Origin of the sequence: Thalassovita mangrovi (assembly GCF_009857745.1) — a bacterium.
Lineage (GTDB): Bacteria > Pseudomonadota > Alphaproteobacteria > Rhodobacterales > Rhodobacteraceae > Thalassobius > Thalassobius mangrovi.
Genome location: NZ_WWEN01000006.1, coordinates 129,389 through 153,978, shown reverse-complemented (window position 1 = coordinate 153,978; position 24,590 = coordinate 129,389). Strand labels below are relative to the sequence as shown.

General features: G+C 65.2%; 22 protein-coding genes. 12 read left to right on the top strand and 10 right to left on the bottom strand.

Annotation, left to right across the window (positions count from 1 at the left end; all coding sequences use genetic code 11):
• Positions 1-285: 285 nt before the first annotated feature.
• Both GR167_RS14640 and GR167_RS14635 read right to left on the bottom strand, forming a co-directional pair.
• Complete coding sequence (locus GR167_RS14640) at positions 286-1,683, bottom strand: helix-turn-helix domain-containing protein (RefSeq protein WP_160974451.1); 1,398 nt, start codon at positions 1,681-1,683, stop codon at positions 286-288.
• Between the two features lie 72 nt (positions 1,684-1,755).
• Entirely contained in the window at positions 1,756-2,970 is a 1,215-nt protein-coding gene (locus GR167_RS14635) for a multidrug effflux MFS transporter (RefSeq protein WP_160974450.1), read from the bottom strand.
• A gap of 183 nt (positions 2,971-3,153) precedes the next feature.
• Here GR167_RS14635 and GR167_RS14630 point away from each other — a divergent pair, with 183 nt between their 5' ends.
• From GR167_RS14630 to GR167_RS14610, 5 genes are all read left to right on the top strand, one after another.
• Positions 3,154-4,686 carry an acyl-CoA carboxylase subunit beta gene (locus tag GR167_RS14630; protein WP_160974449.1) on the top strand — a complete coding sequence of 511 codons (1,533 nt, stop codon included), beginning with the start codon at positions 3,154-3,156 and terminating at the stop codon, positions 4,684-4,686.
• A gap of 14 nt (positions 4,687-4,700) precedes the next feature.
• Complete coding sequence (locus tag GR167_RS14625; protein WP_212769986.1) at positions 4,701-5,102, top strand: RidA family protein; 402 nt, start codon at positions 4,701-4,703, stop codon at positions 5,100-5,102.
• Positions 5,102-5,449, top strand: coding sequence for a hypothetical protein (locus GR167_RS14620; RefSeq protein WP_160974448.1), 348 nt, complete (start codon positions 5,102-5,104; stop codon positions 5,447-5,449). Before GR167_RS14625 ends, GR167_RS14620 begins: the two co-directional genes overlap by 1 nt.
• Positions 5,424-5,855: a DUF6497 family protein gene (locus GR167_RS14615; RefSeq protein WP_306419574.1), complete on the top strand. Its 432-nt coding sequence runs from the start codon at positions 5,424-5,426 to the stop codon at positions 5,853-5,855. Before GR167_RS14620 ends, GR167_RS14615 begins: the two co-directional genes overlap by 26 nt.
• A 178-nt stretch (positions 5,856-6,033) precedes the next feature.
• Positions 6,034-6,381, top strand: a complete 348-nt coding sequence (locus GR167_RS14610) for a hypothetical protein (protein WP_160974446.1) — start codon at positions 6,034-6,036, stop codon at positions 6,379-6,381.
• 241 nt (positions 6,382-6,622) lie between these two features.
• Here the strand turns inward: GR167_RS14610 and GR167_RS20385 are convergent, their stop codons facing one another.
• Positions 6,623-6,985 (bottom strand): hypothetical protein, encoded by a 363-nt coding sequence (locus GR167_RS20385; RefSeq protein WP_160974445.1) that lies wholly within the window; start codon positions 6,983-6,985, stop codon positions 6,623-6,625.
• 83 nt (positions 6,986-7,068) lie between these two features.
• Here GR167_RS20385 and GR167_RS14600 point away from each other — a divergent pair, with 83 nt between their 5' ends.
• Positions 7,069-9,117, top strand: coding sequence for an acetyl-CoA carboxylase biotin carboxylase subunit (locus GR167_RS14600; RefSeq protein ID WP_160974444.1), 2,049 nt, complete (start codon positions 7,069-7,071; stop codon positions 9,115-9,117).
• 93 nt (positions 9,118-9,210) lie between these two features.
• On the opposite strand, the gene GR167_RS14595 is transcribed toward GR167_RS14600, so the two are convergent.
• Positions 9,211-9,678 carry a DUF4174 domain-containing protein gene (locus GR167_RS14595; protein ID WP_160974443.1) on the bottom strand — a complete coding sequence of 156 codons (468 nt, stop codon included), beginning with the start codon at positions 9,676-9,678 and terminating at the stop codon, positions 9,211-9,213.
• Positions 9,679-9,822: 144 nt separating this feature from the next.
• Here GR167_RS14595 and scpA point away from each other — a divergent pair, with 144 nt between their 5' ends.
• A complete protein-coding gene (scpA, locus tag GR167_RS14590) occupies positions 9,823-11,952 on the top strand; it encodes a methylmalonyl-CoA mutase (protein ID WP_160974442.1) in 2,130 nt (709 codons plus the stop codon).
• A 126-nt stretch (positions 11,953-12,078) separates the two neighbouring features.
• On the opposite strand, the gene nhaA is transcribed toward scpA, so the two are convergent.
• A complete protein-coding gene (nhaA, locus tag GR167_RS14585; RefSeq protein WP_160974441.1) occupies positions 12,079-13,260 on the bottom strand; it encodes a Na+/H+ antiporter NhaA in 1,182 nt (393 codons plus the stop codon).
• Between the two features lie 89 nt (positions 13,261-13,349).
• On the opposite strand from nhaA, the gene GR167_RS14580 reads away from it, so the two are divergent.
• The 5 genes from GR167_RS14580 to GR167_RS14560 all read left to right on the top strand — a co-directional run bounded on the left by GR167_RS14580 (position 13,350) and on the right by GR167_RS14560 (position 16,723).
• Positions 13,350-13,967 carry a VOC family protein gene (locus GR167_RS14580; RefSeq protein WP_160974440.1) on the top strand — a complete coding sequence of 206 codons (618 nt, stop codon included), beginning with the start codon at positions 13,350-13,352 and terminating at the stop codon, positions 13,965-13,967.
• Positions 13,964-14,449 carry a GNAT family N-acetyltransferase gene (locus GR167_RS14575; protein WP_212769994.1) on the top strand — a complete coding sequence of 162 codons (486 nt, stop codon included), beginning with the start codon at positions 13,964-13,966 and terminating at the stop codon, positions 14,447-14,449. Before GR167_RS14580 ends, GR167_RS14575 begins: the two co-directional genes overlap by 4 nt.
• Before the next feature lie 63 nt (positions 14,450-14,512).
• On the top strand, positions 14,513-15,196 hold the full coding sequence (locus tag GR167_RS14570) for a molecular chaperone DjiA (protein ID WP_160974438.1): 684 nt from the start codon (positions 14,513-14,515) through the stop codon (positions 15,194-15,196).
• Positions 15,197-15,208: 12 nt separating this feature from the next.
• Positions 15,209-16,234, top strand: a complete 1,026-nt coding sequence (locus GR167_RS14565) for an endonuclease/exonuclease/phosphatase family protein (RefSeq protein ID WP_160974437.1) — start codon at positions 15,209-15,211, stop codon at positions 16,232-16,234.
• Positions 16,235-16,312: 78 nt separating this feature from the next.
• Positions 16,313-16,723, top strand: a complete 411-nt coding sequence (locus GR167_RS14560) for a hypothetical protein (protein WP_160974436.1) — start codon at positions 16,313-16,315, stop codon at positions 16,721-16,723.
• 24 nt (positions 16,724-16,747) lie between these two features.
• Here GR167_RS14560 and GR167_RS14555 read toward each other — a convergent pair whose 3' ends face one another.
• The 5 genes from GR167_RS14555 to GR167_RS14535 form a co-directional block, all read right to left on the bottom strand.
• Entirely contained in the window at positions 16,748-18,313 is a 1,566-nt protein-coding gene (locus GR167_RS14555) for a Ppx/GppA family phosphatase (protein ID WP_160974435.1), read from the bottom strand.
• 51 nt (positions 18,314-18,364) lie between these two features.
• A complete protein-coding gene (locus GR167_RS14550) occupies positions 18,365-20,539 on the bottom strand; it encodes an RNA degradosome polyphosphate kinase (RefSeq protein WP_160974434.1) in 2,175 nt (724 codons plus the stop codon).
• A 177-nt stretch (positions 20,540-20,716) separates the two neighbouring features.
• Complete coding sequence (locus tag GR167_RS14545) at positions 20,717-21,418, bottom strand: P-loop NTPase family protein (RefSeq protein ID WP_370741322.1); 702 nt, start codon at positions 21,416-21,418, stop codon at positions 20,717-20,719.
• A complete protein-coding gene (locus tag GR167_RS14540) occupies positions 21,415-22,491 on the bottom strand; it encodes an AI-2E family transporter (protein ID WP_160974433.1) in 1,077 nt (358 codons plus the stop codon). Before GR167_RS14540 ends, GR167_RS14545 begins: the two co-directional genes overlap by 4 nt.
• Before the next feature lie 267 nt (positions 22,492-22,758).
• The gene (locus tag GR167_RS14535; protein ID WP_160974432.1) at positions 22,759-24,516 is read right to left on the bottom strand and encodes a pentapeptide repeat-containing protein; all 1,758 of its coding nucleotides are present in this window, start codon (positions 24,514-24,516) and stop codon (positions 22,759-22,761) included.
• Between the last annotated feature and the right edge of the window lie 74 nt (positions 24,517-24,590).

Sequence of the window (24,590 nt, the reverse complement as noted above, 5' to 3'; positions counted from 1 at the left end):
TCCCACCGGTCCCCGGCGCCAAGAGGTACGGTACGAGTAATTTCCCTCGGGGGAGGGCGGCAACGCAAGTTGCCGCCCTTTTTCGTGCCTTGCCAGTTTTCGGAAGAGTTCCAGCCCGGAACGAGGCCGTCAGGCCGCCGGGCCAGCGCCAGTCCGCCCGCACGGGCTGGCGCGTTTGAGGGGTTGGTTCCGATGCTGACAGGGCGCATGGGTTTGGCGGGATAAACTGCCATGCCGGATCGTCGCAGCGCCGCCCCGCGGACTAGCGCTGGCCCGGCTTGGTGCTCAGCCGACCTTATAGGGCAGCAGATCGCGCTCGTTGGCGTCGATGGTCAGCTTCCGTTCCAGCGGCGGCACCGAACGCTGATGGCATTCGGTGCGTTCGCAGATACGGCAGGAAATCCCGATCGGCTCATAGGCCAGCGGGTTGTTCAGATCCAGATCGTCGGCATAGACCAGATCGGCGGCATGGCGGGTTTCGCAGCCCAAAGCGATGGCGAAGCGGCGCACCGGCGCGCCGAAGGACCCGCCCGATTTCGACACGTCCCGCGCCAGGTTGATATAGCGCACCCCGTCGGGCGTTTCGGCCAGCTGGCGCAGGAAACGTCCCGGGCTTTCGAACGCCCTGTGCACGTTCCACAAGGGGCAGGCGCCGCCGAAGCGGGCGAATTGCAGCCGGGTGGCCGAATGGCGCTTGGTGATGGTGCCGGCCTGATCGACCCGGACGAAGAAGAACGGGATGCCCTTGGCGCCGGGGCGCTGCAGCGTCGACAACCGGTGCGCCACCTGTTCGATCGAGGCGCCGAAGCGGTGCGACAGCAGTTCCAGGTCGTGCCGGGTTTCCTGCGCCGCGGCCAGGAAATCGCCGTAGGGCATCAGGGCCGCACCCGCGAAGTAATTTGCCAACCCGATCTTGGCGATGGTGCGGGCTTCCTCCGACTGGAATCGGGCGAAATCGAGCGTCGCCTCCAGCAGCTTGTCCTGTTGCATCAGGGCGATCTGCAGCAGCAACTGGAAGGTCTGGGTTTCCGGTGCCATCCGCGACGAAATGCTCAGGGTGCGGGTTTCGGGGTCGAAGCTGCGCAGCTTGGCCTTGTCGCTGAAATTGATCGTCAGCCCGGCCGATTTCAGCGCCTTCAGCGCGTGCAGCCGGATACCGCCCGGCCCGGTCTGGTCTGCGAAATGTTCCGCAGCGCGGTCCACCGCGTCGATGTAGTTGTCGCAGTAATGGAAGAAATCGCGCACCTCTTCCCAGGGGGAGGGCTGGGTGCGGCTGTCTTCGCGCCCCAATGCTTCGTCTAGCGACGCCAGCCGTTCATGGGTCTGCCGATAGGCCCGGTGCAGGTCCAGGAACGCGCGCGCCAGTGCCGGGGCGTTCGAGGCGGTGAGGCGCAGATCGGCCAGGGGCGGCATGTTGTCGGCAAAGACCGGGTCGGCGATCGCTTCGCGCATGTCGCTGACCAGGCGTTCGCTGTCGCCGGTCGACAGTTCGGTCACGTCGAAGCCGAATTCCTGCGCCAGCGCCAGAACGACCGTGGTGGATACCGGCCGGTTGTTGTTTTCCATCTGGTTCAGATAGGGCAGCGACACGCCCAGCTTGGTGGCGAATTCCTTCTGCGTCAGCCCCAGTCGCAGACGGGTTTCGCGCAGCTTTGCGCCGGCATAGAGTTTTTGTGTGGCCATGATCCGCACCCGATGGGTTTACAGTTTTGCGATTGGCAAAGCCTAGATTTGCAAACCCGCGGGCGCAAGGGGTCAGATTCCCACCAACCGTTCCCGCCGGACGACCATCCGGATGAACAGGATCGAGGCCAGCGAGGTCGCTGTCATCAGCCCGACCAGCGGCACTTCGGTCGATCCCGGCGTCAGCAACACGCCCGCCAGCGCAGATAGCGCCGCGCCGCCGCCGATCATCATCGTGCCGCCCAGTCCCGAGGCGGTGCCGGCCAGGTGCGGCCGCACCGACAGCATCCCCGAGGTCGCGTTGGGAATGGTCATGCCGTTGCCGATGCCGACGAAGACCATCGAGCCGTAGAACAGCACCGGGTGATGGAAGCCGCACAGGCTGAGCAGCAGCGACAGCAGCAGCCCGCCCGAGGTGATCATCGTGCCGCGCAGGATCATCGGGTTGACCCCGATCCGGGCGGAAAACCGCCCCGAGATGAAATTGCCGATGAAGTACCCGATCCCCGGCATGGCGAAATAGAGCCCCACCTTTTCCGGCGACAGGTTGAACACCTCGGTGCCCACGAAGGGCCCGCCGCCGAGATAGGCGAAGAACGCCCCCGCATTCAGCGCCGAAGCCATGCAATAGCCCCAGAACCGCTGCGAGACCAGCAATTCGGGATATTCGCGGAACTGCTGGCCGACCGAATTGCCGTTCTTCGGCGCGGTTTCGCCCAGGTCGAGCCAGATCAGGCAAAACAGCGTCACGCCGCAGGCCAGCAGCAGCACGAAGGAGGCTTTCCAGCTGAACAGCGATTCCAGGTAGCCGCCAAGCGCCGGGCCCAGCATCGGCACCAGCGACATGCCCATGGTGACATAGCCCATCATCGAGGCCGCCTTTTCCGGCGGGAACATGTCGCGCACCACCGCGCGCGACAGCACGATCGCCACCGCGATCACCGCCTGCAGCATGCGGAACACCAGGAACATGAATTCGCTGGTCGACAGGATGCAGCCCAGCGTGGCGAGGCAGAACAACCCGGTGCCCCACAGCAGAACCGGGCGGCGGCCGAACTTGTCCGACAGCGGGCCGACGAAAATCTGCAACACGCCGTTGATGGCAAGGTAAAGCGCCACCGAAAGCTGCATCACCGAATAATCGGCATCGAAATATTCGGCCATGCCGGGCAGCGAGGGCAGGAAAATGTTCATCGCCAGCGCGGACATGCCGGCCAGAAAAATCAGAGTCGAAATATGCGGGGCTGTGCTACGGTCGAGAAACCGGACACTCGTTATACTCTTCATGGGTGAAATCTATGGGGCGAAATCTCCGGCTGTCCAGCGGCGTCAATTTGCTTACGTAACGTCAATTTGCTGCTTTGCAATTAGCTCGCCTCATGCTGCCAACTGTTTGCAAATTTGCCGGATTTTTCTTTGAGACATGCCGTCCAACCCCTATACCCTAGCCCAAATCATATGAGGTCTGCCATGAAAGATATTCTCCAGGAATTGGAAGAACGCCGCGCAGCCGCCCGCCTGGGCGGCGGCCAGCGCCGCATCGACAGCCAGCACGCAAAGGGCAAGCTGACCGCGCGCGAACGGGTCGAGCTGCTGCTGGACGAGGACAGCTTCGAAGAATTCGACATGTTCAAGTCGCATCGCTGCACCGATTTCGGCATGGAAAAGGACAAGCCCGCGGGCGATGGCGTGATCACCGGCTGGGGCACGATCAACGGCCGCATGGTCTATGTGTTCAGCCAGGATTTCACCGTCTTCGGCGGGTCGCTGTCGGAAACCCATGCTGAAAAGATTTGCAAGATCATGGATATGGCGGTGCAGAACGGCGCCCCGGTGATCGGGCTGAACGATTCGGGCGGTGCGCGCATCCAGGAAGGGGTGGCGTCGCTGGCGGGCTATGCCGAAGTGTTCCAGCGCAATATCATGGCCTCGGGCGTGGTGCCGCAGATTTCCGTCATCATGGGCCCCTGCGCCGGCGGCGCGGTTTACAGCCCGGCGATGACCGATTTCATCTTCATGGTCAAAGACAGCTCCTACATGTTTGTCACCGGCCCCGACGTGGTGAAGACGGTGACCAACGAACATGTCACCGCCGAGGAACTGGGCGGCGCATCGACCCATACCAAGAAATCTTCGGTCGCCGATGGCGCCTTTGAAAACGACGTCGAGGCGCTGGCCGAAGTCCGCCGCTTGGTCGATTTCCTGCCGCTGAACAACCGCGAAAAGCCCCCCGTGCGCCCGTTCTTCGACGAACCGGGCCGGGTCGAGGCATCGCTCGACACGCTGATCCCGGACAACGCCAACACGCCCTACGACATGAAGGAACTGATCCTGAAGGTCGCGGACGAAGGCGATTTCTACGAGATTCAGGAAGATTACGCCAAGAACATCATCACCGGCTTCATCCGTCTGGAAGGTCAGACCGTGGGCGTGGTGGCGAACCAGCCGATGGTGCTGGCAGGCTGCCTCGACATCGACTCGTCCCGCAAGGCCGCGCGTTTCGTGCGCTTCTGCGATGCGTTCGAAATCCCGATCCTGACCCTGGTCGACGTGCCGGGCTTCCTGCCGGGGACCAGCCAGGAATATGGCGGCGTCATCAAGCACGGTGCGAAGCTGCTGTTCGCTTATGGCGAAGCGACGGTGCCCAAGGTGACCGTGATCACCCGCAAGGCCTATGGCGGCGCTTACGACGTGATGGCGTCCAAGCACCTGCGCGGCGATTTCAACTATGCCTGGCCGACCGCCGAAATCGCGGTGATGGGTGCCAAGGGCGCGACCGAAATCATCCACCGCGCCGATCTGGGCGACGCCGACAAGATCGCGGCGCACACGAAGGATTACGAAGACCGCTTCGCCAATCCCTTCGTCGCCGCCGAACGCGGCTTCATCGACGAGGTGATCCAGCCGCATTCGACCCGCAAACGCGTGTCCCGGGCCTTTGCTTCGCTTCGCAACAAGAAGCTCAGCAACCCGTGGAAGAAGCACGACAACATTCCGTTGTGATCCGAGGGGCGACCATGTCCGATCCTGTCTTCCATATGATTTCCGGCGGTCCCCGCCCGGTCGCGCCATTCAGCCATGCGGTGGAAACCGATGGCTGGGTGATCCTGACCGGGCAGATGCCGACCGACCCCGACGCGCCGGATGCGCCGCTTCCCGACGGGATCGAGGCGCAGACCGCGCGGGTCATGGCCAATCTGGAAATCGTGCTAAAAGGGCTGGGACTGGACCTGAGCCATGTGGTGCAATGCCGTTGTTACCTGACCGAGTTCGAACGCGATTACGCCGCCTTCAACGCGCGGTATGAGCAGTTCTTCCCGGCCGACCGGCGCCCGGCCCGCACCACGGTGGGGGTGACGGCGCTGGCCGTCGGCGCCCTGGTCGAGATCGACTGCATCGCGCGGAGGCCGCAAGGCTGATGGCCGCCACCTGGCATATCCTGCGCGAAGACGATGCGCTGACGCTGGCCCGCCGGCTGCCCGCGCGCTTCGATTTCGGCGCCGAGGCCGCGTTTCCGCCCGTCGGGCGGCTGCGGCTGGCGCGGCAGATCCGGCAGGATATGTGGCGGGCGTTGCAAAACCTGCGCGGCTTCGCCCCGGTGGTCCGGGTCGAAACCACCAGCGCGGGCGTGCAGGTGCGCGCGGGCGGTCAGGTCGACGGCACTTTCCCCCGGCAGCGCGCCGCCGATACGGTGGCTGCATTGCTGCAGGACCCGGCGCATCGCGCCCGCTGGATCGCTTATGCGGGCGGGGGCCGTCATGGGTAATCGTTTCATCAATCTAGCCGCGTGCGGAGGTGCCCTTTTCTGGGCCAGCGCGGCCACGGCGGTCGGGCAAGAGGAGGCCCTGACCGCCGTGCCCTCCGGATTGCAGCTGGAACCGCTGGAGCAGTTCATCGAGCCGCAGCCCGACGGCACCGCCTGGGCGCGGTTCCGCTTCGTCGCGCCGGGGCTGGCGCAGGGCGTCGGTTATGACCGGGTGGAACCCGATTTCGCTCATCTGTGCGCCGAATACGCGCTGCCGCTGCTGCGCGCGGCGGGGGAAACCGTGTCGCAGGTGGTGATTTCGATGTCGTCGCAGCCGCTGGAATTCGGCGCCTCGGCCCCTGAGATCGTGCAATATTTCGAAGCCTTCAGCATCGAAGACGACCGCTGCATCTGGGAGGCCTTCTGATGTCCCCGCACCATGCCGCGAAATTCCAGCAGCGCCGCAGCCAGATGGCGACATTCCGGCCGGGCCGGTCTATACCGGCGGCCCCTGACAACCGGCGCGCCGGTCTGGCGGCACGGCAACCGGGAACCCGGCCCGGTCCGGCCCGCCCGCGCGCCCGCAGACAAGAATGGAACGCACCATGCTGAAACATCGCGGCTTTCCGGGTCGGATGCCCGGCACCGATTATCAATTCACCATCCGCCGCGCCAATCCCAAGGGGGTGACGCCGCTGACCCGCCGCGAACGTTTCCGCGACCGCAAGACGGTGGACCGGCAGGTCGACGCCACCTTCATGAAGGCGCTGTGGGAATGTTTCGGCGATCAGCCGTTCGAGCGTGGCAATCTCGATGCCGGGCGGCTGAGCTGGCTGTTCGGGCGCGAGGTGATCGCGGCCGAGGACCCGTTCGATCCCGAAAGCTACGAGTCGCTTCTGGTCATCAACGAGGCGGTCGCGCGGGCGTCCTTCCCCGAAGCCTTCGAGGACTGATCGGCATGATTTTGCACAACGCGATCCAGGTTAAGCGGGAACCGGCTGATTTCGGCACATGCTGGAATGGCGGCTTGGTGCTGCGCCGGGATTGCGTCACGCTGCAATATGCAGGGCCGGTTCGTGACGTGTATGCCGGACCTGATGTTCTGAACCATTCCCCTTCCCCTTTCGGGCGGACCGGCCGTATTTTTGGCCGCCCGCCCGTTTTTTCGTGCCTGGGTGGTGGCGAAAAAACGCTTTATAAGCAAGCTTTTGCGCAAAATGCCCGCGCCGCGCGGCGGGGCTTGGACATGTGTCGCGACTTGGACAGATTGGCGCCGGAATCACTCACGGAAGAAAGCCAATCACAATGCGTCTTAAACACTGGACCCTTGCCCTTATCGCCTGCAGCGGGCTTGCCGCCTGCGGCGACACATTCGAACAACAAGCGCTCTTCGGCGCGGGGACCGGGCTTGCCGGTGCCGCCGTCCTCGACGGCAATCTTGCCGCCGGTGCGCTTGTCGGCGCGGCGGCCAATGTCGCCTACTGCCAGCAATACCCGTCGCGCTGCAACTAAGCGCGCCGCTCCGGCCATCGCGCCGGTCCAGATTTTACGCCCCATCGCGGCCCTGTGCCGCGGTGGGGTTTTTGTTGCCATAGCCCCGGGGCCGACCCCCGGCGGCCGAGAACCGGAAGGGACGAGAGATGTTCAATAAGATCCTGATTGCAAACCGGGGCGAAATCGCCTGCCGGGTGATCAAGACCGCCCGCAAGATGGGTATCCAGACCGTTGCGATCTATTCGGATGCCGACAAGCAGGCGCTGCATGTCGAAATGGCGGATGAAGCGGTGCATATCGGCCCGCCGCCCGCCAACCAGTCCTATATCGTCATCGACAAGGTGATGGAGGCGATCCGCGCCACCGGCGCCCAGGCGGTGCATCCCGGTTACGGCTTCCTGTCGGAAAACTCCAAGTTCGCCGAGGCGCTCGAGGCCGAAGGCGTTGCCTTCGTCGGCCCGCCGGTCGGCGCGATCGAGGCGATGGGCGACAAGATCACCTCGAAGAAGATCGCCCAGGAAGCGGGCGTCAGCACCGTACCCGGTTACATGGGCCTGATCGAAGACGCCGACGAGGCGGTGAAGATTTCCAACGAAATCGGCTACCCGGTGATGATCAAGGCCAGCGCGGGCGGCGGCGGCAAGGGCATGCGGATCGCCTGGAACGACGAGGAAGCCCGCGAAGGCTTCCAGAGCTCGAAGAACGAGGCCGCCAACAGCTTCGGCGATGACCGGATCTTCATCGAGAAATTCGTGACCCAGCCGCGCCACATCGAAATTCAGGTCCTGTGCGACAGCCACGGCAACGGCATCTACCTGGGCGAACGTGAATGTTCGATCCAGCGCCGCAACCAGAAGGTCGTCGAAGAGGCCCCCAGCCCCTTCCTGGACGAAGAAACCCGCAAGGCGATGGGCGAACAGGCCGTGGCCCTGGCGCAGGCGGTGGGCTATGCCAGCGCCGGGACGGTGGAATTCATCGTCGATGGCGACAAGAACTTCTACTTCCTGGAAATGAACACCCGGTTGCAGGTGGAACACCCGGTGACCGAACTGATCACCGGTGTCGACCTGGTGGAACAGATGATCCGCGTCGCGGCCGGTGAAAAACTGACCATGACCCAGGACGACGTGAAGCTGACCGGCTGGGCGATCGAGAACCGGCTTTACGCCGAAGATCCCTATCGCAACTTCCTGCCCTCGATCGGCCGTCTGACCCGCTACCGCCCGCCGGTGGAAACCGCCGCCGGGCCGCTGCAGATCAACGGCAAATGGCAGGGCGAGGCGCCCAACGGCGATCACGCGGTGCGCAACGATACCGGCGTCTATGAAGGCGGCGAAATCAGCATGTATTACGACCCGATGATCGCCAAGCTCTGCACCTGGGGCCCGACCCGCGCCGAAGCCATCGAGGCGATGCGCAACGCGCTGGACGGGTTCGAGGTGGAAGGCATCGGTCACAACCTGCCGTTCCTGTCGGCGGTGATGGATCACCCGAAATTCATCTCGGGCGACATGACCACCGCCTTCATCGCCGAGGAATATCCCGAAGGGTTCGAAGGTGTCGAACTGCCCGAAGATACCCTGCGCCGGATCGCGGCGGCCTGCGCCGCGATGCACCGCGTCGCGGAAATCCGCCGCACCCGCGTGTCGGGCCGGATGGACAACCACGAACGCCGGGTGGGCACCGAATGGATGGTGACCCTGCAGGGCGAGGATTTCCCGGTCCATATCGACGCCGATCACGACGGATCGACGGTGACCTTCGATGACGGCACCTCGCTGCGGGTGGCCAGCGCCTGGACCCCGGGCGACCAGCTGGCCGAGATCGCGTTTGAAGGCCATGAAGGTCTGGTTCTGAAGGTCGGCAAGATTTCCGGCGGCTTCCGCATCCGTAGCCGCGGCGCCGACCTGAAGGTCCATGTGCGCACCCCGCGTCAGGCGGAACTGGCGAAGCTGATGCCGGAAAAACTGCCGCCCGACACCTCGAAATTCCTGCTCTGCCCGATGCCCGGCCTGATCGTGAAGGTCGACGTCGAAGAAGGCCAGGAAGTGCAGGAAGGCCAGGCGCTGTGCACCGTCGAGGCGATGAAGATGGAAAACATCCTGCGCGCCGAGAAGAAGGCCGTGGTCAAGAAGATCAACGCAGGCCCCGGCGACAGCCTCGCCGTGGACGACGTGATCATCGAGTTCGAGTGATCGGATGATGGCCGTTCCGGTTCATATCCAGCGCCCGGCCCGGCGGGGAGGGCGCGACGTGCCCGCCCCCCGGCGGGCGGCGGGTCGGAACGGCTATTCCTTGCCCAGCTCTTCGCGGATTTCCTGCTGCCGGGTCGGCCATTTGTCGATCGAGCGGGTGATTTCGCGCACCGTCCACGGGGCGGGTTTGCGCAGCTTGACCTGCCCGTCCTTGTCGATCAGCGCCAGCATGAAACCGCGTGGGCGCAGATCCTTGCGCAGCGCGCTTTTGCCCGCGGGATCGGTATCGGTCAGAACCACCACGTCGCGCAGTTCCAACCCGGGCGCATCCGCCGCCAGGTACCGCATCTGTTCGACGAAGCGCGGATCGGCGGGGCTGTCGGCGAAGACCACGATGGGCCGCTTGATCCACAGGAACTGCTCCAGCGTGACCTCGCCGCTTTCCGCCGAAAGCGTTTCGGGCTGGGGGGCGGGCACTGTTTCCGGTGCCGTCGCATCGGCCGCCATGGCCCAGCCGGGCAGGGCGAGAAAGACTGCAATTCCAAGCATTCGCGTGATCATGGGACCTCCTGTCGGACAAGATATAGGCATCCCCGCGCCGAATGCGAATGACAAATTCACGGGGTCCCCGCTGCTGCGGCCGGACCCTGCCCAATCTCCCCACGGTGCCGCCCCCGCGCGGTGCGAAGACAAGAGGACAAACCGATGACCCTGAACAAGGATGACTGGCGCAAGCTGGCGGAAAAGGAACTCCGCGGCCGCCCGCTGGAGGACCTGAACTGGAACACCCTGGAAGGGATCGAGGTTCAGCCGCTTTACACCGAGGAAGACACGTCCCAACTGGACCATATGGGCAGCTTGCCGGGCTTCGGCCCGTTCACCCGCGGGGTGAAGGCCACCATGTATGCCGGCCGTCCCTGGACCATCCGGCAATATGCCGGTTTCTCCACGGCCGAGGAATCCAACGCCTTCTACCGCCGCAACCTGGCCGCCGGTCAGCAGGGCGTGTCGGTGGCCTTCGACCTGGCCACCCACCGCGGCTATGATTCCGATCACCCGCGCGTCGTCGGCGATGTCGGCAAGGCGGGCGTCGCCATCGACAGCGTCGAGGACATGAAGATCCTGTTCGACGGCATCCCGCTCGACCAGGTGTCGGTGTCGATGACGATGAACGGCGCGGTGATCCCGATCCTCGCCAGCTTCATCGTGACGGGCGAAGAACAGGGCCATGACAAGGCGCTGCTGGCGGGGACCATTCAGAACGACATTCTGAAGGAATTCATGGTCCGCAATACCTATATCTATCCGCCCGAACCCTCGATGCGGATCATTTCGGACATCATCGAATACACCTCGAACGAGATGCCGAAATTCAACTCGATCTCGATTTCCGGCTATCACATGCAGGAAGCGGGCGCGAACCTGGTGCAGGAACTGGCCTATACGCTGGCCGACGGGCGCGAATACGTGCGCGCCGCGATCGAGGCGGGGATGGACGTGGACAAGTTCGCCGGCCGCCTGTCCTTCTTCTTCGCCATCGGCATGAACTTCTTCATGGAAGCCGCCAAGCTGCGCGCCGCACGGCTGCTGTGGCACCGGGTGATGACCGAATTCGGGGCGCAGAACGAACGATCCAAGATGCTGCGCACCCACTGCCAGACGAGCGGAGTGTCGTTGCAGGAACAGGATCCGTACAACAACGTGATCCGCACCGCCTACGAGGCGATGAGCGCGGTTCTGGGCGGCACCCAGTCGCTGCATACCAACGCGCTTGATGAGGCGATCGCGCTGCCCACCGATTTCTCGGCCCGGATCGCGCGCAACACGCAGCTGATCTTGCAGGAAGAAACCGGCGTGACCAACGTGGTCGACCCGCTGGCCGGGTCCTATTACGTCGAAAGCCTGACCGCAGAACTGGCCGACAAGGCCTGGGCGCTGATGCAGGAGGTCGAGGAGATGGGCGGCATGACCAAGGCCGTCGCTTCTGGCATGCCGAAGCTCAGGATCGAGGAAACCGCCGCCCGCCGCCAGGCGATGATCGACCGCGGCGAGGAAGTGATCGTCGGCGTCAACAAGTACCGCAAGGACCGCGAAGACCCGATCGACATCCTCGACGTCGACAACGTTGCGGTGCGCGAAAGCCAGATCGCGCGACTGCAACAGATCCGCGCCACCCGCGACGAGGCCGCCTGCGAGGCGGCTTTAGCCGAACTCACCCGCCGCGCCAAGGAAGGCGGCAACCTGCTCGAAGCGGCGGTCGAGGCCGCCCGCGCACGGGCGACTGTCGGAGAAATCAGCATGGCAATGGAAAAGGAATTCGGCCGTCACCGCGCCGAGGTGAAGACCCTGGCGGGCGTCTATGGTGCCGCCTACGAGGGCGACGAAGGTTTCGCCAAGATCCAGAAATCGGTCGAGGATTTCGCCGAGGAAGAAGGCCGCCGCCCGCGCATGCTGGTGGTGAAGATGGGCCAGGACGGCCACGACCGCGGCGCCAAGGTGATCGCCACGGCCTTCGCCGATATCGGGTTTGACGTCGACGTCGGCCCGCTATTCCAGACCCCCGAGGAAGCGGCGCAGGACGCGGTGGACAACGACGTGCACGTGGTCGGCATCTCGTCCCAGGCGGCGGGTCACAAGACCCTGGCGCCGCAGCTGATCGCGGCGCTGAAGGACAAGGACGCCGAGGACATCATCGTGATCTGCGGCGGGGTGATCCCGCAGCAGGATTACGACTTCCTGAAAAAGGCCGGCGTGAAGGCGATCTTCGGACCGGGCACCAATATTCCCGAGGCGGCGCAGGATATCCTGAAGCTGATCCGCGAGGCGCGCGGCTGATTGGACCGGGCAGGGGGGCTGTCTGCCCCCCTTGGCCTGCGGCCAATTCCCCCCGAGGATATTTTTGAACAGAAGAAGGGCCCGGCGTTTGTGCGACGCGCGGGCCCTTCATTTTGTGTGTGCGGTTTATTCCGCGGCTTGGGGCTGGGGCGCCCCCCGGCGGTTGGCGGCGCTCAGCGCGGCGTAGCCGAGTACGGCCGAGATCAGCGAGCCGGTCAGCACGCCAAGGCGCACCTGGTTCATCATCGCGGCATCGCTGAAGCTGAGCCCGCCGATGAACAGCGACATGGTGAAGCCGATGCCCGCCAGGCAGGCGATGCCGTAGATATGCACCCAGTTGGCCCCGGCCGGCATCCGCGCCAGCCCGGATTTCACCAGGAACCAGGTGACGCCGAAGACGCCGATCTGCTTGCCCGCGATCAGGCCAAGCGCGATGCCCATCGGCAGCGGGGCGGCGAAATCGGCCAGGGTGATCCCGGTCAGCACCACGCCCGCATTGGCGAAGGCGAAGATCGGCACGATGAGGTAGAGCACATACGGCCCGAGCCCGTTTTCCAGCGCGTGCAGCGGGCTTTTGCCCCACTTGTCGGTCAGCGGGATGAAGAAGGCGGTGATCACGCCCGCCAGCGTCGCATGAACGCCGGATTTCAGCACGAAGACCCACAGGATGATGCCCAGCAGGATCATCGGCGCCACCCGGTGCGTCTGCTTGATGTTCAGCCAGATCATCGCGCCCAGCGGCAGCAGCGCCAGGAACAGGTAATCGACCTTCAGTTCGGCGGTGTAAAAGAGCGCGATGATCACAATCGCGCCGAGGTCATCAAGGATCGCCAGCGTCAGCAGGAACACCTTGAGCGAAGCCGGCGCGCGCGAGCCCATCAAGGCCAGGATGCCGAGCGCGAAGGCGATGTCGGTGGCCGCCGGGATGGCCCAGCCGGGCAGGCTGGGTTCGCCCCAGTTCAGCGCGGCGTAGATCAGCGCGGGCACCGCCATGCCGCCCACGGCGGCCAGGCCCGGCAGCATCACGTCCTTGGGGTTCTTCAGCTTGCCTTCGAGCATTTCGCGCTTCAGCTCCAGCCCGATCAGGAAGAAGAACACCGCCATCAACCCGTCGTTGATCCACAGGATCAGCGGCTTGGCCAGCCCTTCGCCGTTCAGCGTCACCGCCAGCTTGGCGCTGAGGAAACTGTCGTAGAAGCCCGAGAGCGAGGAATTCGCCACGATCAGTGCGGCGACGGCGGAGAGCATCAACAGGATGCCCCCTGAGGCTTCGTGGCGGAAAAATCGGTCTATGGTTCTAAGCAGCATTGCGTTTCCCTGTGCGCGGAGTCAGATTTCCTGACGAAATGGGTAATATAAATTCTGCTTCAAGAAAGCGGGAGCCGGGAGCGGTCGGAATGTTGCAATTGGATCACATCGTCGTCGCGGCGCGGTCGCTGAAGGAAGGCCGCGCCTTTGTCGAGGCGGAACTGGGCATCCCCATGCAGAAGGGCGGCCAGCATCCGCGCTATGGCACCCATAACCTGCTGGCCGGGCTGGAGGACGGGATTTACCTGGAGGTGATCGCGGTCGATCCGCAGGCAGATCTGCCGCCCGATCCGCGCTGGTTCGCGCTGGACGATTTCGACGACACGCCCTGCCTGCACAACTGGGCCTGCCGCAGCGACGATATTCGCGCCGACCTGGCGCAGATGCCCGAAGGCACCGGCAAGGTGCAGGCGCTGGCGCGTGGCGATCTGCGCTGGCTGATGGCGGTGCCCGAGGACGGCTATCTGCCGTTCGACGAAATCTGCCCGGCGCTGCTGCAATGGCAGGGGCGGCAGGCGGCCGGATCGCTGACGCCCACCGGGGCGCGGCTGGAACGGTTGACCTTGGCGCATCCGCAGGCGGCGGAGCTGGAACAGGTGCTGGCGCCGCTGCTGTCCGAGCCGAGACTGGTGTTCGAAACGGCGGACAAGCCTGCAATGAGCGCGGATTTCCTTGTGAACGGAGAAAACCGGAGCCTGTCGTGCTGATCCGACAGGCTGGGCCGCAAGACGCCAAGGCGGTGGCGGAAATCTGGAACGACGTGATCCGCAACAGCGCCGCGACCTTCACCAACCTGGAAAAGACCGAGGACGGGCTGATCGCCGATTTCGCCGCCAAAGCGGCCGACGGCAAGACCTTCCTGGTGGCCGAGCTGGACGGGGAGGTGGCGGGCTTCGCCACCTATGCCCAGTTCCGCGGCGGGCCGGGATACCGCCACACGATGGAACACACGGTGATCCTGTCGCCGCGCGCCTGGGGGCGGGGCATCGGCCGGGCCCTGATGAGCGCGATCGAGGATCACGCCCGCGCGGGCGGGGCGCATTCGCTGTTCGGCGGGGTCAGCGCCGAAAATGCCGACGGGATCGCCTTTCATACCGCCATCGGATTCAAGGAAATCGCCCGCCTGCCCGAGGTGGGGCGCAAGTTCGACCGCTGGATGGACCTTGTGTTGATGCAGAAAATCCTTTGATCCGCGCGCCGCATCTGCTTTATGCGCCATGACTTTTACGTGGGCGCGGGCTAGGATGGGATCATGTCGATCTGGAGACGCATAGGCGATGCGATTTCGGCCCTTGCCAATGGCGAGGGGCTGAGCACGATCTTCGACACCCTGCGCACGCCGCCGGAACGCAGCGTCGCCTTCACCATCGCGGTCATCGCCTTGTCGGCCAAGATGGCCAAGGCCGACGGTCTGGTCACCCGCGACGAGGTCAGCGCGATGCGCGAAGTGTTCCAGATCGCGCGCGATGACGAACCGGGCGCGGCGCGCGTGTTCAACCTGGCGCGCCAGGACGTCGCCGGGTTCGAAGATTACGCCCGCCGCATCCGGGCGATGTTCAGCGAAAGCGGCGATTGCCTGTGCGACCTGATGGAAGGGCTGTTCCACATCGCCATGGCCGACGGCAGCTACCACCCGGCCGAGGACGCCTTCCTGGCGCGGGTGGCGGAAATCTTCGGCATGGGCGAGGCGGAGTTTCGCGGGCTGCGGTCGCGCTTCGTGCCCGATGCCGCGCCCGATCCTTACGCGGTGCTGGGGGTCAGCCCCGACATGCCGATGGACGACATCCGCCGCCATTGGAAACGGCTGGTGCGCGACACCCACCCCGATGCGATGGTCGCGCGCGGGGTGCCGCCAGAAGCGGTGAAGCTGGCCGAGAAGCGGATGATCGACCTCAACAACGCGTGGGAGGAAATCAGCGCCTCCGAAAACGCGTGACGGGGATGCCTGATGCGGATCGCCACCTATAACGTCGAATGGTTCAACAACCTGTTTGACGATGCGGGTGATCTGCTGGACGACGACCGCTGGTCGGGGCGGCAGGACGTCAAACGGGGCGAACAGCTGGCTGCCTTGGGCATTGTGTTCACCGCGATCGACGCCGACGCGGTGATGATCATCGAAGCGCCCGACGAAAACCACAAGCGCACCACGGTCAACGCGCTGGAAAGCTTCGCCCGCGCCTTCGACCTGCGCTGCCGCAAGGCGGTGGTGGGGTTTTCCAACCATACCCAGCAGGAAATCGCGCTTCTCTACGATCCCGACCGGCTGAGCGCCTGGCACGATCCGCTGGGCGCGCCGACCGGCAAGAAGGGATCGCCCGACGCGCCGCGCTTCGACGGGGTGTTCCGGATCGACCTGGATATCGACGCGACCGAGGATCTGGTCAGCTTTTCCAAGCCGCCGCTGGAACTGTGGTTGCGCACGGCGGGCGGGTTCGAATTGCGGATGATCGGGGCGCATCTGAAATCCAAGGCGCCGCACGGCGCGCGCGGGCGCGACGAAATCATGCGCGCCGCCATCGCCAACCGGCGCAAGCAGCTGGCGCAGGCGATCTGGCTGCGCCGCCGGATCGAAACCCACCTGGATCTGGGCGAACCGCTGATCGTGCTGGGCGATCTGAACGACGGTCCGGGGCTGGACGAATACGAAAACCTGTTCGGTCGTTCCTCGGTCGAAATCGTGATGGGCGATACCGACGGGCCCTGCCTTTACGATCCCCATGCGCGCCAGGTGCTGCAGCACCGCTGGGCGCATATCGCCACCGCGCGGTTCTATATCGAAAGCGAAAAACACTACCTGTCGGCGCTGCTGGATTACATCATGGTGTCGCCCGACCTGCGCGCGCGCAATCCCGACTGGCGCATCTGGCACCCGTTCGACGATGCCGGCTGTTTCCGGGTGCCCGAACTGCGCGAGGCGCTGCTGACCGCGTCGGATCATTTCCCGGTCACGCTGGATATCGATCTGGACTAGGGCGGCGCGGCAGGCCGGATTCGGCCCATCGCGCATTGCCCCCTAAAAACTGTCACCGAACTGGACTATCTTAGGGGCATGAAACATGTTCTCGCCACCGCCCTGAGCGCCGCCTTGCTGGCCCAGCCCGTCTTTGCCCAGGATCAGGATGCGCCGTCGCCCGCGCCGGAAGAGGAAGGCTTTTCCCTGATGGAAGAGGGCGCCAAGCTGTTCTTCAGGGGGATCATGCAGGAAATGGAACCCGCGCTGGAAGACCTGCAGGACCTGACCGAGGAAATGGAACCCGCCCTGCGCCAGTTCGCGCAGGAAATGGGCCCGGCGCTGCGCGACCTGATGGGCAAGGTGGACGATATCACCATGTATCACCCGCCCGAATTGCTGCCCAATGGCGATATCATCCTGCGCCGCAAGACCCCGCTGCCGCCGCCGGACATGCCGCCGGCCCCCAACGCCCTGCCGGATAAGGAAGAGGGCCAGATCGACCTGTAACCGACCCGTTGCCGGGTGGCCGGTTCAGGGCTGGTGCGGCCGGGTGGCGCGGCGGATTTTCACTTCGGTTTCCGCGTCCAGCGATTTGGCCAGCGATTTGAACCGCGCCTCGGCCACTTCGCCGAACAGGGCTTCGGAGTCCTGTTCCAGGAACAGCTGCAAGAACTTCTTCTTCGGGAACCAGCGCAATTCGCCGATCGGCTGATCGTTCTGCGGCCACAGCATGGCGCCGAACCGCATCGCCTTGCCGAGGATTTCCGCCTCTTTCATCGATTTCTCGTCCAGCAGGTCGAACATCGGTTCGAACCGCGTGCCCGACCGCGAATTGCGATAGCGGTGCAGCAGCGACAGGCCCAGGAACACCCGTTCGGAATGGCGCAGCCCGCCCAGGTTGGCGCGGGTCACGTTGTCGAAACAGGCCTCGGCGCGGTAATCGGGATGGGCGCGCCAGCTGACGTCATGCATCAGGCAGGCCGCCTTGATCAGCCGCTTGCGCTCCAGCGGCGCGGATTTGAACAGCGGCAGCACGAACTGGTACAGGCTGCGGCCGAACCCGGGCAGGCGCGCATCCTTGGCTTCGGAAAAATAGCTCGCCTCGATCAGCGGATCGCGTTCGCGCAGCTTCTGCGGCATCTGCTCATAGAGCATCCCTTCGCGGATGCCATAGCTCGACACCGCGATGTCATGCGGCTGGAAGGTCTTCACCACCTGTTTCAGGACCTCGCCCGCCAGCGGCACCAGGGCCATCCGCTGGGCCGACAGCCCGCAGCGCTTGCGCAGCTCGTCGGGGTCGGTTTCGGCGATATAGGCGAGCGTGGCGCTCACCGATTTCCGGGTCATCCGGTATTCGTGCAGCACGTGCAAAGGATAGCCGCGCCGTTCCATGTCGACCCGTGCGATCGCCCGCCACGACCCGCCGACCAGGAACAGCCGGTTGCGCTGCGACCCCATCACCTCGGCCAGCTCGGCGACGGTGTCGGCGATGTATTCCCGGCGCCCCTTCTTGCCGCCCGGCACGTCCTTCAGCTTCAGCGGCCCCAGCTTCGAGGTCACCCGCCGCTTGACCGCGCCACCGGCGATTTCCGCCAGTTCCATCGACGACCCGCCGATATCGCAGACCAGCCCGTAAGACCCCGGCCAGCCCAGCAGCACGCCCTGCGCCGACAGCCGCGCCTCTTCCTCGCCGTCGATGACGAAAATCTTCACCCCGGTTTCGCGTTCCACCTCGGCCACGAAATCCGGCCCGTCCTCGGCTTCGCGCACGGCCGCCGTGGCCACCGCGGTCAGCGGCGGCATGTCCATGCCCTCGGCCAGCCGCTGGAACCGGCGCATCGCAGCCAGCGCCCGCACCCGGCCCTCGGGGTTCAGCCGCCCGGTTTCGGACAATCCCGCGCCAAGCGCGCACATGATCTTTTCGTTGAAGAAATAGGCGGGCGACCGGGCGGCGCCGTCGAACACCACCATCCGGACCGAGTTCGACCCGATATCGACCACGCCGACGCGCGACAGCGCCCGCGACGAGGGGTCGTTGAACAGCGGCCTGCCAAACGGGCCCCAATCCTGCCCAGCCGGGGCGTTCGGATCGTCCATCGAACTCTTCCTTGTAGCTTCAAGCTTTCTTGCCCAAGCCGGGCCGGAAGGTCAATCGTTGGTATGCGTCAGCTTGGGCACATCCTTCGCCCCGGCGGAGCCGCGGCCCGACAGCGACGGGTTTTCCATGAAGAACCGGTGGCAGTTGAACGCAAAGTCGCCTTCGTCCCAGGTCGCGCGCTGGAAATGCCCGTCGGGCTTCATCACCCAGCTTTGCGCCACATCGGCCATGTTGGCCGCCATGATCTGGCCGACGATCTGCGCCTTCACCGTGGGATTTTCGATCTGCACCAGGGTTTCGACCCGCCGGTTCAGGTTGCGCCCCATCCAGTCGGCCGAGGAAATATAGACCCGCGCCTGCTTGCTGGGCAGGCCGTGACCGTTGCCGAAGCAGGCGATCCGCGAATGTTCCAGGAACCGCCCGACGATGGATTTGACGCGGATGTTTTCGCTCAACCCCTTGATGCCGGGGCGGATGCCGCAGATGCCGCGGATGACCAGGCTGATCTTCACCCCGGCCTGGCTGGCCCTGTACAAACCGTCGATGATTTCCGCGTCGATCAGCGAATTCATCTTGGCCCAGATTTCCGCCGGACGTCCGGCGCGGGCGTGTTCGGCCTCGTTCTCGAATTCCTCCAGCAGCTTCTGCTTCAGCCCGCTGGGCGAAATCGACAGCTTTTCCAGCCCTTCCGGTTCGACATAGCCCGACAGGTAGTTGAACACCTTGGTGGCATCGCGCCCCAGCGAGGCGTCGCAGGTGAAGAAGCTCAGGTCGGTGTAGATCTTGGCGGTGATCGGGTGATAATTGCCGGTGCCGTAATGGGTATAGGTCACCAGCTTGTCGCCCTCGCGGCGCACCACGGTGGAAATCTTCGCATGCGTCTTCCAGTCGGTGAAGCCGTAGACCACATGCGCCCCGGCGCGTTCCAGCCGCCGCGACTGGCGGATATTGGCGGCCTCGTCGAACCGCGCCTTGAGTTCCACCAGCGCGGTGACCGATTTGCCGTCCTCGGCCGCCTCGCACAGGGCTTCGACGATGGGCGATTTCTTCGAGGTGCGGTACAGCGTCTGCTTGATCGCCACCACGTTGGGATCATGCGCCGCCTGCTGCAGGAAACGCACCACCATGTCGAAGGTCTCGTAGGGGTGGTGCAGCAGCATGTCCTTTTGCTTGATCGCCTCGAACATATCGCCGTCATGGTCCTGTACCCGTTCGGGCACCCGCGGGGTGAAGCTGGGCCACAGCAGGTCGGGCCGCTCGTCGATCACCAGTTCCTTGACGTCGGCGATGCCGATCATGCCGTCGACCTCGACGATTTCGTCGTCGACCACATGCAATTCGCGCATGATGACCGAGGTCAGCGCCGCGGGCGCGCCGGACGAAATCTTCATCCGCACCACTTCGCCGCGGCGGCGGCGCTTCAGCGCCACCTCGAATTCGCGCACCAGGTCTTCGGCCTCTTCCTCGACCTCCAAATCGCTGTCGCGCAGCACGCGGAAGGTGCAATGACCCTTCATCACGTAGCCGGGGAACAGTTTTTCCGCGAACAGCAGCAGCAGTTCCTCCAGCGGCAGGAACCGATCGCCGCTTTCGGCGTTGGGCAGCCGCACGAAACGGTCGATCTGCTGCGGGATCGGCAGCAGCGTGGTCAGCTGCCGCTTGTCGCTGCGCCGTTCCATCCTTAGCGCCAGCGAAAAACCGGTGTTGGGGATGAAGGGGAACGGGTGCGCCGGGTCCACCGCCAGCGGCGACAGCACCGGGAACACCTTGTTCAGGAAGATGTCCAGCAGATAGGGCTTGTCGTCCTCCGGCACGTCATTGCGGTCGAGGATGAAGATGTTTTCGCCGGCCAGTTCCTTGCGCAGATCGCCGAAGATGCGCTGCTGTTCCTGCATCAGGTTGCGGGCGTCCTCGTTGATCAGCACCAGCTGTTCGGCGGGGCTCAGCCCGTCCTGCGCGGGGGCTGTATGGCCCTCGCGCTTCAGCTCGCGCAGACCGGCGACGCGCACGGTATAGAATTCATCCAGGTTGGTGGCCGAAATCGACAGGAACCGCACCCGTTCGAGCAGCGGAACCCGGGGGTTCTCCGCCTCTTCCAGCACGCGCCAGTTGAAGCCCAGCCAGCTCAGTTCGCGGTTGTAGAAACGGCCCGGGCCGGTGAAATCCAGATCGGGAAGGTCGACGGGCTCCGGGAACGGAGCTTTGAGGAAATCTGCTTGTATCATGAGCCGCTTATGCTTGGAACTTGTGACGCTACGGTGACATCAGAGTGCCGCCGTTGCCGGGGATTGTCCAGCGGCTAGGGCCACGGCTGCGCCGGGCCCTGATCCTCCCGCCGATCTTCTTCTGTTCAAAAATGTCCCGGGGGTTTGGGGGCTGGCCCCCAATCCATCCGCTGCCGCTCAGCCCGCGCCATCCAGCAGGTCGGGAAATTCGCTCTGGCCCAACACTTCCGCTGCCAACCGCCGGGTGACGGGGCGTTTCTGCGCCAGCGCCTCGCGGTCGATTCGCGCCACCAGGTCGCGGGCGGCCTGCATCGACCGGTCCATCCGGGCGACCAGATAGGCGATCACGTCCGGCGCCGGGGCCAGCTGCCGGTCGGCGAACAGCTTGGCCACAACCGCCGTCAGCAGTTGATCGTCGGGCTGGTCCAGCCGCACCGCCTGGGTGCCCTGCATCCGGCTCATCAGGTCGGGCAGGGTCAGCCCCCACAGATGCGGTTCGCGATCGGCCGTCACCAGCAGGTGATGGCCCTCGGCCAGCACCAGGTTGTGCAGGTGGAACAGCGCCTCCTCGGCGGGGCGGTTCCCGGCGATGTTCTGCACGTCCTCCACCGCCACCGGGCCGCTGGCCAGGGACGGGATATCGGCCTCGGCCAGGTCACGGGCATTCACGATCCGCGCGCCGCTCGCCGCGGCCCAGACATGGGCCAGGTGGGTCTTGCCCGATCCCGCCGGCCCGATCAGCGCCAGCTTGCGCCCGGCCCAGGATTGCCAGCTTTCGGTCAGCACCACCGCCATCGCATTGGCGGGCGAGACGAAGAAATCGTCGCGGCCAAGCGCGGGGCGCACCGGCAGGTCGAAACTCAACTGTTGGGTCTTCACGCGTCGTCTTCCCCGGGATTGCCGGTATGGCCGCGATACAGGCGGCTGTCCTTGTATTCCTCGACCAGGAAACGGGCGATGACGCCGATCGCGGCGGCCACCGGCACCGCCACCAGCATCCCGATGAAGCCGAACAGCGCGCCGAAGACCGACAGCGCCAGGATCAGCCAGACCGGGTGCAGCCCGACCGAGCTGCCGACCAGTTTCGGGGTCAGGAAATTGCCCTCGGCCACCTGGCCCAGCACGAAGATGCCGACCACCAGCCCGATCGACACCCATTCGCCCCAGAACTGGAACAGCGCCAGCCCGATCGCCAACACGCCGCCGACGAAGGCGCCGACGTAAGGGATGAAGGTCAGCGCGCCGGCGACAAATCCCACGACCAGCCCGAATTGCAGCCCCACCAGCATCAGTGCCACCGCGTAATAGCTGCCCAGGATCAGGCAGACGGTGCCCATGCCGCGGATGAAGCTGGCCAGCGTCTTGTCGATATCGGCCGACACCCGGCGGATCACCGGCGCATGGTCGCGCGGCAGCAATTCGTCGATCCGGGCCATCATGTTGTCCCAGTCGAACAGCAGGTAGAAGGCGACCACCGGCACGATGACCAGCAGCGCCACCATGTTGATGATCGACATCGCCGAACTCAGCAGCGTGTTGAGCAATTCGCCGCCGCGCGACTTGATCGTTTCGCCCACCGAGGCCAGCGACTGATAGAGCGTCGAATTCTCGTCCATCAAGTCGGGGAACTTGGTGATCAGGAAGCTGCGCAATTCCTTGAACAGGTCGGGGACGGTGTTGAACAGCGACACCGATTGCTGGATCAGCGTCGGCAGCACCAGCAGGATCAGGATGACGAAGATCAGGATCGCGGCCAGGGTGATCACCGCCGTCGCCGCCGCCCGGCTCAGCCCCATCTCTTCCAGCTTGTCGGCCACGGGATCAAGGAAATAGGCCACCGCCCCGCCCAGCACGAAGGGCAGCAAAACGTCGCCCAGATACCACAGCACCACGGCGAAAACCGCCGTGGCGACGCCCCAGTATTTCAGCTGATCCTTGGCCGGCAAAGCCATGCGCGTTCCCCCGTTTCCCCCTTATGTCCCCTGTTGCGGGCTTTTGTTCAAGGGGGTTTCGGGCGCAAGCGGGCTTTTGCGATCGCGGGGTCCGCCGGTCCCCGGGGGCGGCCCCGGCGCGTGCGGTCAGGCCCCGGCAGCGGACTCGTCCGGTCAGAGTGGGGTTGATCCGGTCCCGGTCCCGTCAGGCCGGGGGCAGTAGTCGGCCCGGGGAGGGCTCGCCCGGCCCGGCGCCGCCGACCAGGCTCGCGGCGCGGTCCCCTCCGCTCAGGCGGCGGCGGGCGGCGGCGGCGGGGTATAGGCTTCGGGTCCGGCGCGCCAGGCGTTCCACTGGGTGGGGAAATCGTTGGCGTCGGGGATGCCCAGCGGCAATTGCCATTGCGGCCAGTGCCCCGGCCAGTCGGGGCCGCCAGGGCCGACATGACCCGGCAGGATGACCGAGGCGTCGCCGAAGCTCGCCGTGATCTGATCGGCGGCGATCGGCACGGCGGAAAAATCCACCTCGCGCAGCGCCGCGCCGCGCATATTGGCTGCGCTAAGCGCGGTATTGGCATCCATCCGCGCCCGGGTGATGAAGGCTCCGGCCATGTCCGCGCCGCGCAGGTCGGCGCCTTCCAGCCGGGTCTCGAACAGGCGGGCCTTGTCCATCCGCGCCTCGAACAGGTTGGCCACTTCCATATGCGCCTCGTACAGGCTCGACCCTTCCAGCCGCGCGCCGGTCAGTTTCGCTCCTTCCAGCCGCGCCTCGCCCAGATCGGCCGCTTCCAGATGGGCGCCGCGCAGATCGGCCCCCTGCATCCGCGCCCGGTAGAGCAGCGCGCCCTCCATCCGGGCCTCCTGCAGCAGCGCGGCTTCCAGCCGTGCGCGGCGCAGATAGGCGCCTTCCAGCCTTGCGGCGAACATCCGCGCGCCCTGCATCTGCGCCTCGAACAGGTTGGCGCCCTGCAGATGGGCCTCGTCCATATGCGCGCCTTCCAGCCGTGCCCCGGCAAGCTTGGCGCCTTCCAGCCGCGCCCCTTCCAGCCGCGCGCCGCACAGCAAGGCGCCGGACAGGTCGGCGCCCTGCAGGTTGGTGCGGCGCAGGTCGATCCGATACCCGGGATAGGCCCAGACGATTTCGCGCCACCCGGTCAGCCGCCGCAGGAAGGCCTTGATGGTTTGCGCCGCGACCGTATCGCCCGTCGCCGCCTCGGGCAGATCCTCGAAACCCTCGCTGTCGAACACCCAATTCGGGTCTTCGCCCGGCGCCGCGCCCCACTCGGCCTCGGCCAGCCGCTGCGCTGGGTTGCGCCGCGCCAGGATGTCCAGCGCCATCTGGATATCCACCCGCGGCCCGGCCAGCGATTGCGCCCAGTCGCGCGCATTGTCGTCGAATTGCGGGGAAAACCGCGCCCGTCGCCACATTTCATGCTGCCGCCGCGCGGCCGCATCGGCCTGTTCCGGCAGCGCGGTCCAGTCGGGCAGGGGGAACTCCGCCGCGTCCCGGGCCGGGGCGTTTTCGCGGATATAGGCGCAGAGGATTTCCATCACCCGCACATGGTCGCGGCCGCGCCCGTGGATCACCGAATCCCGCGCGATCCGTTCCAGCGACAGCAAAGCGCCGGTGCGCACCTCGATATTGGGGACCGAGAGGTCGACCGCCACCTGGCGGCCCTGTGCATCGGTCTGCAACGCCTTCACCGTCTTGACGGCCGCCAGCAATGCGATGGTTTCGGAAATCAGTTCGGTCACCCGGCCTTCCTGCTGCACCCAAAGCGCCCGGCGGCTGACCGCCGCCGACCAGACCACCAGCGGCGCCGCCAGCACCCCGATCACCACCAGCCCGCCACCGGCGTCGATCCCGGCAGGCGCCGCGATCACCCGCAGCAGGACAAGAGTGGTGGCCGCCAGCGCCAGCGCGAACAGCAGGGCGGACACAAGGGCGAAGGCCGGCCGCAGGCGACGCGCCGTCGGCGAGCGCTGGGCATCGGCCAGGACGAACCAGTAGGCCAGGTTCTCATGAGCATTTTGATTGCGATCAGACATGTAAAAGTCTTAGCGGCAAAATGCTTGAGAAAGGCTTAACCCCGCTTGGGCCAAATCCGGGCCAGCGGCAAAAC